At 58.6% G+C, this 12577-nt stretch carries 7 protein-coding genes, 1 tRNA gene and 1 pseudogene; 6 read left to right on the top strand and 3 right to left on the bottom strand.

Translation table 11 applies throughout. The features are described from left to right. Positions 1–8 precede the first annotated feature (8 nt). Together ACZ50Q_RS24470 and ACZ50Q_RS24465 are read right to left on the bottom strand one after the other, a co-directional pair. Positions 9–1601, bottom strand: a complete 1593-nt coding sequence (locus ACZ50Q_RS24470; protein WP_464079807.1) for a GGDEF domain-containing protein — start codon at positions 1599–1601, stop codon at positions 9–11. A gap of 11 nt (positions 1602–1612) precedes the next feature. Then, positions 1613–2260, bottom strand: a complete 648-nt coding sequence (locus ACZ50Q_RS24465; protein ID WP_076518899.1) for a TetR/AcrR family transcriptional regulator — start codon at positions 2258–2260, stop codon at positions 1613–1615. Positions 2261–2374: 114 nt separating this feature from the next. Between ACZ50Q_RS24465 and ACZ50Q_RS24460 the strand changes: the two genes are divergently transcribed. From ACZ50Q_RS24460 to ACZ50Q_RS24435, 6 genes and pseudogenes are all read left to right on the top strand, one after another. After that, entirely contained in the window at positions 2375–3121 is a 747-nt protein-coding gene (locus tag ACZ50Q_RS24460; RefSeq protein WP_092581200.1) for an SDR family oxidoreductase, read from the top strand. A gap of 140 nt (positions 3122–3261) precedes the next feature. Then, positions 3262–3337 (top strand) — tRNA-Lys (locus ACZ50Q_RS24455). A gap of 159 nt (positions 3338–3496) precedes the next feature. Next, positions 3497–3947 (top strand): annotated as a pseudogene (locus ACZ50Q_RS24450) (DDE-type integrase/transposase/recombinase); the annotation flags it as partial. A gap of 159 nt (positions 3948–4106) precedes the next feature. Next, positions 4107–6365, top strand: a complete 2259-nt coding sequence (locus ACZ50Q_RS24445) for a type I restriction-modification system subunit M (RefSeq protein ID WP_464079806.1) — start codon at positions 4107–4109, stop codon at positions 6363–6365. Beyond that, positions 6362–7588: a restriction endonuclease subunit S gene (locus ACZ50Q_RS24440; RefSeq protein WP_464079805.1), complete on the top strand. Its 1227-nt coding sequence runs from the start codon at positions 6362–6364 to the stop codon at positions 7586–7588. The genes ACZ50Q_RS24445 and ACZ50Q_RS24440 overlap by 4 nt, the downstream gene beginning before the upstream one ends. Positions 7589–7605: 17 nt before the next feature. Continuing rightward, complete coding sequence (locus ACZ50Q_RS24435; protein WP_464079804.1) at positions 7606–10905, top strand: type I restriction endonuclease subunit R; 3300 nt, start codon at positions 7606–7608, stop codon at positions 10903–10905. A 299-nt stretch (positions 10906–11204) separates the two neighbouring features. Here ACZ50Q_RS24435 and ACZ50Q_RS24430 read toward each other — a convergent pair. Beyond that, a protein-coding gene (locus ACZ50Q_RS24430; RefSeq protein ID WP_464079803.1) for an IS3 family transposase occupies positions 11205–12346 on the bottom strand; the annotation gives its coding sequence in 2 pieces (ribosomal slippage) (positions 11205–12094 and positions 12094–12346; 1143 coding nt in all). Positions 12347–12577: the final 231 nt, after the last annotated feature.

The raw sequence follows: 12577 nt of genomic DNA, 5'->3' as shown, positions 1-12577 counted from the left end.
AAGCCGGGTCAGGGAGCGGATACCCGCCGGAAACCTTCCGGCACGGCATCGTCCGCCACGCAAACCCCGTCCCGCCCGTGGTTCTTGGCGTAGTAGAGCGCCTGATCCGCCCGCTGCAGCGCGGCGTCCAGCGTCGCGCCCTGTTCCGGATGGTGCGCCACGCCCGCCGAAATGGTGATGGGGGCGGGCAGCGGCGAGGCCTCGCTGGACGCCAGGCGCATGCGCAGCCGCTGCGCGATGGCAATGGCCGCCGTCATGCTGGCGCCCGGCAGCAGCATGACGAATTCCTCTCCACCCGTGCGCGCGAGCACATCGCCGCCGCGCGAGCACTCGCGCATGACTTGCGCCAGCGCCTGCAGCGCCCGATCGCCCGCGGCGTGGCCATAGCGGTCGTTGATGCGCTTGAAGTGGTCGACGTCCACCGCCACGATCGCCACCGGCGTGCCCTCGGCCGCCACGAGGGCAAGCGCCTCGTCCATGCCGCGCCGATTCAAGAGCCCCGTCAACGTATCGGTCGTGCTTTCGCGGCGCAGGTCGGTGAGCTTGTGGTGAATCGACGCCAGCCCCATCGACAGCGCGCGCTTGAGCTGCGCCGCCTCGAAATACCATGAGCGCACCTCGCGGATGCGGTCGGCGGAATCCGGATCCTGCATGCGCTTGGCGATGCTGGCCATCTGGCCCAGCGGCCGCGCGATCCAGCGCGACAGCAGCCAGATCAGCGCCACGGCAAGCAGCAACAGCGGCAAGGTGTTGCGCGCCGTGGCCATCAGCAGGTCGCCCAGCGGCTGCAGCGTGCTGGCCACGGGACGCTGGGCGATGATGCTCCAGCCGGTGCTGGCCACGGGCGCGTAGCCCGCCACCATCTCTTGCCCCTCGGCGTCCACAAAGCGCCGTCCGCCGGCCTCTCCGCGCCGGGCGGGCGCGAACACCTCGCTGTCGGGCGCGGTCTTGCCAAGCTGGCTGCGATCGGGGTGGTAGATCAGCGTCCCCTTGCGGTCGATGACGTAGAGAAACGACCCGTCGCGGTAGAAGTGCCGGTCCAGCAGCCGGTCCAGCACGTTGTCCTCGTGCAGGTAGAGCGAACCGGCAATGAAACCCAGATACCGGTAATCGCGCGAAAAGATCGGCTGGGTGTAGAGGATCTGCCACCGGCCGTTGCTCGCCTTGAAGGGTTCGCTGATCGTCGGCTGCCGGGCAGCCAGCGCCTCCCTGACCGCATCGCTGACGAGCTGATGCCCCAGCAGTTGCGGGTAGGACGTCGACACCGCCAGCACCTTGCCTTGGGGCGACGCGACGAAGGTGGAATTGAAGTGGCCAAGCTGCTGTTCGAGCCGCCGCGTCTCGGCGGTCATCTGCTCGGGGTGGCTTTCGATGTCGGCGAGAGCGTCGGCGCTGTACGCCAGATAGCGGCGGATGTCGCTGAGCAGGTTGTCGGTGGTGACGGCAAGCTTGGCCGCGTACACCCGGTTCACTTCAAGCGCGTTCTGCAGCAACAGGTCGCGCTGCACCAGGTAACTGGCGTGCAGCCCGCCCGCCAGCACCACAATGACCGACAGCAGGCTGATCCACAGGATGAGACGCCGCAGGTCAACGCGGAACATGACGGTATCCGTCAGTTGCGGGCGCGACCCGGGGGAGCGCCGGAGGGGGGCGTCACGTCGCCGGCCAGTGCGTCCCAGGCGCGCATTGCCTGCCGCGCCACCGCCTGCAGCGTCTTGCGGCTGGCGCCGTCGCGGGCCTGGATGGACATGCCGTGCAGCACCGTCGTGTAAAAGGCCGCCAGTCCCTTCAGGTCGGCCCCGGCGGGCAGTTCGCCTTGCGCGGCGCCCGCGCTCAGGCGCGCCAGGATGCGGCTCTGCATCTCGCGCCGGTTGTCCCCCAGAAAATCGCCCACGCCGGCGTGGCTTTCACAGCCGGCGGGCGCGCCCAGCACGATCATGCAGCCGGGCGGCAGGCCCGGCGTCGTGAAGCGTTCGGCGGACGCAAGCAGCATCGCGTGCATGGCATCGCGCGCGGTCGGGGCCTCGAGCAGCGCGCGCCGCGCGGAACCTCCCTCGGTTTCCCGGTAGAGCGCGACGGCTTCGCGGAACAGGCTCTCCTTGGACCCGAACGCCCCATAAAGACTGGGCGAATTGATGCCCATCGCTTCCGTCAGATCGGTCAGCGATGCTCCTTCATATCCCTTCGACCAGAAAACTTCCATGGCCTTCTTCAAAGCCTGGTCACGGTCGAAGTTCCGGGGGCGCCCACGTTCAGCCATGCCCGCGATTTTACCCGCGCGGCCTATTTTGTGTTGATCGATAAAAAATTGTTGACGCGAGGCGACGGCCGCGGCGATGATATTTGTACTGATCAATACAAAATGAGGTTGAAGATGCAGAACCTGAACGGAAAAGTGGCCTTCGTCACCGGCGGCAGCCGCGGCATCGGCGCCGCCATCGTGCGACGCCTCGCCGCCGACGGCGCGGACGTGGCCTTCACGTACGTCAGCGCTTCCTCCGCCGCGCCCGCGCAGGCGCTGGTGCAGGAACTGGCGGCGCAGGGCCGCCGCGCGCGGGCGATCCAGGCCGATTCCGCGGACGCCGCCGCGGTCAGCCACGCCGTGAAAGAGGCCATCCGCGAACTCGGCCCGGTCGACATCCTGGTCAACAACGCCGGCGTCTTCCTGGCCGGCGCCATCGGCGACGCCAGCCTGGACGACTACGAGCGGACGATGGACATCAACGTGCGCGCCCCGTTCGTCGCCATCCAGGCAGCGCAGGCGTCCATGCCCGACGGCGGACGCATCATCAACATCGGCAGTTGCCTGGCCGCCCGCGCAGGCCGCGCCGGCGTCGCGCTCTACGCCGCCAGCAAGGCGGCGCTGGTCGGCCTGACCCAGGGCCTGGCGCGCGACCTGGGCCCGCGCGGCATCACGGTAAACATCGTGCACCCCGGCCCCATCGACACCGACATGAACCCCGCCGACGGCGACCGCGCCGCGGACCTGGTGGCCGTGCTGTCCTTGCCCCACTACGGCGAACCCCGCGACATCGCCGGAACAGTGGCCTTCCTGGCCGGCCCCGAAGGCCGCTACCTCACCGGCGCCAGCCTCGCCGTGGACGGCGGCTACGCGGCGTGATGCCGATCCGCATCAAATTTTTTGCAGGACGACTTGCACAAAGAAAAAAAGCCCCATATAATCTTTCTTCTTCGCAGCACACACGTATTGAGACGCAACAGCGCAACGCGCTAACCGCGGTCAAAACTGAGTGACTTGCAGGGCTGTTAGCTCAGTTGGTAGAGCAGCGGACTCTTAATCCGTAGGTCGAGTGTTCGAGCCACTCACAGCCCACCAGAATTCTGGATTCTCTCTTGCGGAGAATCTGCAAAAGCCCACCGGAAACGGTGGGCTTTTTGCTTTCTGGGAATTTTGACCGCACTTCTAACGCACTCCGGTGTTTTGGCGGACTCTGGCAGCGACCTCTCAGCGCTGTTACAGAACACGGCCAGTCGACCGTTGGATCGAGTCAGCCGGCAGTTCTGAGCCGATCTGCCAAACCAACTGTGATTCTCGGACTTCACCTACGTCTCGACCCGGCAGGGTTGGCTGTGCGTGGTCTTCCTCATTGACGTCTACGCCCGGCGCATCGTTGGCTGGCGCGTGAGCCAGTCCATGACGACAAACTTTGTGCTTGATGCATTGTGGCAGGCTCTGTATGCCCGTCGGCCTGGCAATGATGGATCTCTGACCCATCGGAATCGCGTAAGTCAGCGTCCGCTATAGCGAACGCTTGGTCGAGGCGATCAACGGCCTGTACAAGACCGAGTTAATGCCTCGCCGCGCACACTGGAAAAGCCGGGAATCTGTCGAAATCGCAACCTCAGAATGGGTCGCCTGGTTCAACAATAAACGTCTGCATTCAGCCATCGGCTATATTCCACCAGTCGAAGCTGAGGCGACCTAATACAACCTATTCGACGAACCTGACAACGAGGCTGTTTTACTTCAATCAAACAGCTCAGCGAACCGGGGCGTTTCAGTCGACCTGCTTTCGATTCGCCATCAACGGCAACTTTCGTTTGACTTTTAAGCGCTATGGCCCAGCGTCTGGCATCATCTCCCCATGGATTACAAAGAACTCAAACAACTCGAAGACGACCTCTGGGAGGCAGCCGATCAACTTCGTGCTAATTCCAAGCTCACGGCCAGCGAATATTCCATGCCCGTGCTGGGCCTGATATTCCTGCGCCACGCCACAACGCGGTTCAACGACCTGCTGCCGGAAGTTGAAAAGGCTGTGCCTGCCCGCGCTACGGGCGCACTGCGTGAAGACCGCATCAAGCTGGGCTTTCAGGGGAGGGCCGCCATATACCTGCCGGAAGCCGCTCGTTATGACTATCTGGCGGCGCTGCCTGCCAGCACCAATGTAGGCGAGGCCATTCGCGACGCCATGATCGCCATCGAGGCGTCTGTGACCGACCAGCAAGGTAACAAGCTGCTGGAAGGTGCGCTACCCAAGGACTATCTCGGCCTCGAGCAAGATCTGCTAGCCGAACTCATCAAAATCTTCAACCGCCCTGCCTTGCAAACGGCCAAAGGCGATGTTTTCGGGCGTATCTATGAGTATTTCCTGAACCAGTTCGCCCAGAGTGGCGCTCAGGAAGGCGGCGAGTTCTTTACTCCTCCCAGCTTGGTTCGCATGATCGTGAATGTGATCGAGCCCGACCACGGCACGGTGCTCGACCCCGCCTGCGGTTCCGCAGGCATGTTTGTGCAGACCGGTCACTTTATTGAAGAGGTGCGTCACAAACATACCGTCGATACCGACATTACATTCTACGGGCAGGAGAAAGCCGACCTCAACAGCAAGCTAGCCCGGATGAACTTGGCCGTCCACGGGTTGGAGGGACAGATTCGCATCGGCAACACCTTCTACGAAGACCATCACAAATTGCTTGGGCAATGCGACTTCGTGATGGCCAATCCGCCGTTCAACGTAGATGGCGTTCAAGTTGCGAAGATCAAAAGCCAGGCGGGTGATAACCACACGGGTCGACTGCCATTTGGCCTGCCGGGCATCGCCACCAAAACAAAAGGCAAGAACAACGGCGACGGCGAAACGATATCCAACGCCAATAGCCTATGGATTCAATACTTCTACAGCTACCTGAATGACACGGGCCGCGCCGGCTTCGTCATGGCGGCCAGCGCTTCGGATGCTGGCAACAAAGACAAGGACATTCGCCAGAAGCTGGTGGAAAGCGGGCATGTGGACGTGATGATATCCATCGGCCCGAAGTTTTTCTACACGCGCAGTCTGCCATGTACGCTGTGGTTCTTCGACAAGGGTAAGCGGGAGGGACTGCTCGACACCGTGCTGATGATCGATGCTCGCAATGTTTACACCGTCGTCTCCGCCCGTTCCCATGTGTTTTCGGAAGAGCAGCTTGCTAACCTGACCGCCATTACCTGGCTGTACCGGGGCGAGCGTGAACGTTTCACGGCGCTGCTGGCCAGCTACCACAACAAGGCTGGGCAGTACCTTGGCACTCTGCCAGAGCGGTTGGCTGCCGATGCGCAGCAGATCAACGCACTCACCAGTGCTTTGCGCAACTTCGCCAAAGCTACTGAAGACGGTGCGGCCATTGCTGCTGTCCGCGAAAAGCTGGGAGAAGAGCACGGCATTACCGACGAAGCACTGGCCCACTTCCGCACCGAACTTGCCAAACTGGAAGCGCAAGCCCCGTCTTGGAATGCCACGCTGGCCCAAAGCTTGATAAACGCCAAGCCAATGCAAGAGGCGATTGCGGCGCTGGCAGATAACGCCAGCTTTGCGAAGCGAAAGGCCTTGCACGAAAAGCTGAATGAAGCCAGCCCCGACCTGAAAACCGCCCTTTCAGTATTGGAGGCACAGCATAAGAGCTGTCTCAAACTGCTGGAACTGGCTGAAAAGAGCTTGCGTGCCCGGCAGTGGGCAGCATATGACGGCGATGCCACTCGGGATGCCAAGAAGGCCTTGCTGCCCCGTGACCCAAAGAAGCGCGAAAAGCCGACCGTGCGAGACATGGGCGTTGAAGTCTTCAAGCGCGTCAGCTATTTCGTGGCCCAAGCACATTGGCTGCTGCACCGCTTCTCAGACGGACTCTACACAGACGTGTCGGGTTTGTGCAAGTGCGTGACACGCCAAGAGATTGCGGACAACGACTATTCACTAACGCCGGGGCGCTATGTGGGGGCAGCTCCGACCAGCCAGTGCGGAGATGACGGAGAGGCCTTCATCACAAGAATGAAGGAAATCCATGCTGATTTGGCAGACCTTAACAAAACAGCCAATCAACTCGCGACCAAGATTCAAGTAGCGTTTGCGGAGATAGGTGAATGACGGTAGAGCCAGTTAAGTTGGGAGATGTCGCCGACATGCTCTCCGGCTTTGCCTTCAAGAGCGCAGGGTTTCTCGACTATTCCGAAGAGGGCGTCTTCTTGGTGCGTGGCGACAACGTGCAGCAGGGTTTCATTCGCTGGGGAGAAAAGGCAAAAAAATGGCGAAGTGATGCCTACGACGATCTTTCACGTTATCACCTGCAAAAAGACGACGTAATTCTGGCGATGGATCGGCCAATTGTGGGAGGCGGTCTCAAGTTGGCATGGATAAAAGATCAAGACTTGCCAAGCTTACTGGTGCAGCGTGTCACTCGCATTCGAGGCATTAATGACAAAACACGGACAAATTTTCTACGTTACGTGCTTTCGACTCCCGACTTCCTTGCTCACATCGACAGGATAACCACGGGCGCGAACATTCCTCACATCAGCAGCAAAGACATTGCGAGCTTTACCTTTCAATTGCCCGAACTTGGTGTTCAAGATCGAATCGTCGATTTCATTGCTGCCTACGATGACTTGATTGAAAACAACCAGCGCCGCATTGCCTTACTCGAGGAGTCTGCTCGACTGCTGTACCACGAGTGGTTTGTGAACCTACGCTTTCCGGGCTTTGAGTCGGTACCATTAAATTTCGGTGTACCAGTGGGATGGAGTAAGACACCAATTGCTGAACAAACTTCCTTTCTAAATCGTGGGATTACTCCCGCATACAACGATTCTGCGCCGGGTCTGGTTATCAATCAAAAATGCATTCGAGAGGGACGCCTTTCGATGTTGCCCGCAAGAAGACAGTCCAAAGAGGTGAATCCTGAACGACTCATACAAGCTGGTGACGTTCTGATCAACTCCACTGGAGCAGGAACGCTCGGACGCGTTGCTCAAGTGCGAACTCCAGTGGAAAACTGCGCCGTAGACACGCACGTCACTATTGCTCGACCAATCGGCGAGGAGTGGGCAACTTACTTTGGTCAGGCCCTAATTAGCCTCGAACCGACGTTCTCGAGGATGGGTAAAGGAGCAACGAACCAGTTGGAGCTGAGCAGATACGACATTGGGTCGATAGAAATATGGCGACCTGCCGTAGCAGTAGCCCACGATTTCCATGAGTTGGTCAGGCCAATGCTTGAGCACGCCGAGAATTTACTTTGTGCCAACCAGAAGTTAGAGGAAGCACGTGATGCACTTTTGCCTAAACTGATCTCCGGCGAAATCCAAGTTTAAAAATAAATGGGAGCACCATGGCCAGCGCCGCCTACTCGGAAGACAACAATATCCAGGAACCCGCCGCCAAGCTGCTCGAGGAAAACCTCGACTGGCGTTCGGTCTTTGCCTTCAACACTGAGACCTTTGGTGCGGGTTCGCTCTTGGGGCGCAAGGATGCGACCGAGGTGGTACTGGTGCGTGAGTTGGATGCAGCACTGTGCAAGCTCAACCCCAAATTGGCGGCGACACCCGAGGGGCGTGCCAAGCTCAACTTGGCACGCGATCAACTGCTGGATGCCGACCCGACCAAGACGCTGCTGCAACACAACGAGGCCAAATGGCGTTTGCTGCGAAACGGTATCACGCTGAAGTCCGTCGGAGATAATGTAGCCGAAGATGTACATGTCACGGTGATCGACTTCCAGAATCCCACCGCCAACGACTTCCTGGTGGTACGTGAGCTATGGGTTCAGAGTGGTCCATTCCGGCGGCGCTGCGATTTAGTGGGTTTTGTTAATGGTCTGCCCTTGGTTTTCATCGAGCTCAAGCGCCACGACAAGGGTTTGAAGGCGGCGTTTGACGATAACTACACCGATTACAAGGACACGATCCCGCACCTCTTCCATTACAACGCGCTGGTGATTGTCTCTAATGGCCTCGATGCCCGCTTCGGTTCAATCACCAGCGGCTGGGATCACTTCTACCGTTGGAAGAGGCTCAACGAGGACGATAGCGACCCAGCGCCCAAGCATGACGAGCCGCCGCTGAAGCCCATCCTGCCGATCCTGCTGCGTGGCATGTGCTCAAAGGGTGCATTGCTTGACCTGGTAGAGAACTACACGCTCTTTGACAGCAGTGAAGAGCACACGCTGAAGGTGGTGGCGCGTAACCACCAGTATCTGGGCGTCAACAAGGCGATTGCCAAACTGAAGGCTGGCGATGCCGATGTGCTGGCGGGCAAGCTTGGCGTGTTTTGGCACACCCAAGGCAGCGGCAAGAGCTATTCGATGGTGTTCTTCTGTCAGAAAGTGCACCGAAAAATCTCAGCGGCCTATACCTTTGTGCTGCTGACCGACCGCAAGGAACTGGACGACCAGATTTATAAAACCTTCGTCGGCTGCGGTGTCTCGACGAACAGAGGTGATAAGGCAACTGGCGCAGAGGGCCTGGAGCGTTTGCTCAAGGACGAAGACCGCCGCTATGTGTTCAGCCTGATTCACAAGTTCCGCAAGCGTGTGACCGAGCCATGGAACCAGCGTGACGATGTGATCGTGGTGTCTGACGAGGCACACCGCACCCAATATGGTCGTCTGGCTCTGAATATGCGCATGGCCTTGCACCGAGCCAAGTTCATCGGGTTTACCGGCACTCCGCTGATCGACGGGCCTGAACGTAGCATGACCGAGCAGGTGTTTGGCCGGTATGTGTCGGTTTACGACTTCCAGCGCGCTGTCTCGGACGGTGCGACTCTGCCGCTGTACTACGAGAACCGGGGCGAGAAGCTGCGCATTGTTGATCCCGATCTGAACAAACGGATCGAGGAGCGCATCGACGCCGCCCGCGCCGATGGCGAGTTGACCGAAGAGCAGGAGGAAAAGCTGTACCGTGAACTGGCGCGGGAGTACCCCGTTTTCACCTCGGACACGCACCTGAATGACGTTGCCACGGATTTCGTCGAGCACTTTCATCAACGCTGGCGCTTAATGGAGTCGCCCGTCAAGGCGGGCAGCCCGTCGAAGTATGGTGGCAATGCCAAGGCCATGCTGGTGTGCATCGACAAGATCACTTGCGCCAAGATGGCCGAGCGCATCAAGGACAAGTGGCAGGCCAAGATGCTGGAGCTAGGAGGCAAGCTCCAAAAGGAAGAAGAGTACTTTGCCAAAGCGGGCAAACCTGAAACAGCGTTTGTGTCCCGTCTGCGGGCGCAGATTGCATGGATGGCCGACACACAGGTTCATCCGGTATTCAGCCCAGAGCAAAACGAAGTTAAAGAATTTGCCGATGAGGGTATCGACGTCAAGCCTTACCGCGAGGTCATGGTCAAAGGCATTGGTGGCAGGGACATTGACGAGTGCTTCAAGGACGGCAAACACCCGTTCCGCGTGGCGGTAGTCTGCGCCATGTGGCTGACGGGCTTCGATGTGAAGTCGCTGGCAACTCTCTATCTGGACAAGCCCATGAAGGGGCATACATTGATGCAGGCCATTGCCCGCGTCAATCGGATAGCGGCCAACAAGAAGAACGGCCTCATCATCGACTACAACGGCATGCTCAAGAGCTTGCGTAAGGCGCTGGCTACCTATGCGCAAGGCGAAAAAGGCACGCCCGCTGATCCGCTATTCGATGAAGATCAGGCACTGGCTGAGTACGCGTCGGCTATCGGTAAGGTGCAGGTCCACCTGAAAACAGTGGGATACGAACTGGGTGCCTTGGTACGCGCCGAGGAGGGCGAAGAGACATGGGCAGAGCTGTTGAATGCCCAAAACGCGATCAGCACATCCGCAGAAAACAAGAAGACGTTTCAGGTTCTGGCTGAGGACGTGTTTGACCGCTTCAGGGGATTGTTCCCGAATCCAGGCGTGTTTGCCTATGAGCCGCAAGAAAATGCCATTTCGGCTATCTACAACCTGCTGCAAAAGCCCAAGCCAAAAGTAGACATCGCCGCAATCATGCAGGAGATTCGCGGTGTGATTGATGCCTCGCTGGAGGTAACGCCCAGAGGGCAAGTGAACCAGCCCACCAAGCAATACGACTTGTCAGGCATCGACTTCGAGCGCCTGCGGGTTGAGTTTGCCAAGTCGCCTTACAAGGAAACGGCAGTGTTGACCTTACAGGAACGTATTCAAGCGCGACTGGATCGCATGATGGCGCAAAATCCGAGCCGGCTAGACCTCTACAAACGCTATCAGGAAATCATTGCCGACTACAACAAGGACAAGGACGACGCTGAGATCCAGCGCGTCTTTGATGACCTGATGACGCTACATGATTCGCTAGATCAGGAAGAGCACCGTTACATCAGGGAAGGCTTCAAGACCGAAGAGGAGCTGGCGGTTTTCGACTTGCTTTCAAAGGACAAGGCCAGCATCACGAGAGGCGACATCGACAAGATCAAGAAGGTCGTTCAGGGGTTGATGGATACCGTGGAACAACGCCGTCAGGAAATGGGCGACTTACGTGACCGTGCCTCATCGCAGGCCCAAATGAAGGCGGCTATCATCGACCGCCTGCTGGAAGGAATGCCCGATGAATTCTCCAGTGAGGACATCGAGGCGCGCGCTGAGGTGATCTACCAATACGTGGAAACGCAGATGCGGTCTGCGGCGGTCAATTGATGTTGTGCTCTGTGCCCCAACTAAAGAAGGCAAGAGGTGAGAATTGATCTTGTATTGATCTCGACTCGACTAGCAGAAGCGAGTCGACGCCGTAATCCCCTCATTCTTAGGGATTGCTTTTAAGGGGGATTGCCAACGACGCAGAGACGAGCGCCTCTGCCTCCTGGACTACGGCCGTATTCTGTGTGTGATAGATAGTCCGCTTGATGCGTCACGCGGGCCACGCGGTGCTTACCGCGCGGCTCTCCCATATCGTTCATATCACTGTGATCTTGACCCTAACTGACCCTAACCCCGAATTAGTCCGGTTCAGAAGTAGAGATTTCCGGCTCATTGAGGTTGATACTATGGCCGCTGGCCAAGTGCTGGCGCGCGTATTCAGCAGGTGCCTGCCACTTCAGCGCGGAGTGGGGACGAACCTCGTTATAGTACGTCCGCCAGGCATCGATTTTCTCCTTGGCATCAGCAAATGACAAGAACCAGTGGCTGTTCAGGCATTCCTGACGGAAGCGGCCGTTGAAGGATTCGCACTGCGCATTGTCCGTCGGCTTGCCGGGCCGGCTGAAGTCGATTTCCACCCCATTTTCGTATGCCCATTTGTCCATGGCTTTGGAGATGAACTCGCTGCCGTTATCGGTTTTGATGACGCGCGGCAAGCCGCGCAGTGCGCATACGCGACCGAGCGTCGCCACCACATCGTCACCCCGCAGGTTTTGCCCAATGTCGATGGCCAGACACTCTCTGGTGTAATTGTCGACCAGAGTCAAAGCACGCAGGCGGCGACCATCGAACAATTGGTCCATGACGAAGTCCATGCTCCAGATGTCATTGATGGCTTGCGCGACCGCTTTGGGTTGGCGACGTTGCGCCGACTTATTGCGCTTGGGGCGCTTGTGCCGCAACGACAAGCCTTGCTCTCGATACAAACGGTAGACCCGTTTGTGATTGTCTCGATAGCCTTCGCGGCGCAGCATCACGTGTACACGCCGGTATCCGTAGTGAACGCGCGTATGCGCTATCTCGTGGATTCGCATGACCAGCGCGCCACTGTCGCGTCGGCACGATTCGTAGCGATACAACGACCGGGAAATCATGACTGCGGCGCATGCCTTGGTCACGCCTACGCCGTAGCGCTTCATCAGATCATCCACGAGTACGCGGCGCCGCGAAGGCTTCAGAGCTTTTTTGCCAGAACGTCCTGCAACATTGCCTTGTCCAGCGACAGGTCCGCGACCAGGCGCTTAAGGCGATTGCACTCCTCTTCAAGCTGGCGCAGCCGCCGCAACTCCGAGGGGCCAAGCCCGCCGAATTTCTTCTTCCAGTTGTAGAAGGTGGCTTCGCTCACGCCCATCTTGCGGCAGACCTCGGGTACGGCCGTACCCAGTTCGGCCTGCTTCAGCGCAAAGGCGATTTGCTCTTCGGTGTATTTCGATCTCTTCACGGCATGGCTCCTATTCCATATGGTGAAATCATGCCGGATTTCTCTAATTTAGATCGGTACTAAAAACTGGGTTAGGGTCAGGGTCAGAACTCTTCTGAGAATCGCTGCTGCGATGTCGTGCCTTCCATACACACCTTTCTATTGTCTCAATTGCTAGGCAACTAAGTTTCTAGGAAATCCAGGTCGATTCAGTCCTTAGTCAAAAGTATTGCTAAATATGGCATTCTGAGA

The organism is Achromobacter sp. T5-5, from assembly GCF_055397965.1.
Note: the sequence above shows the minus strand (reverse complement) of the source record. Positions and strands in the feature narration are given on the sequence as shown.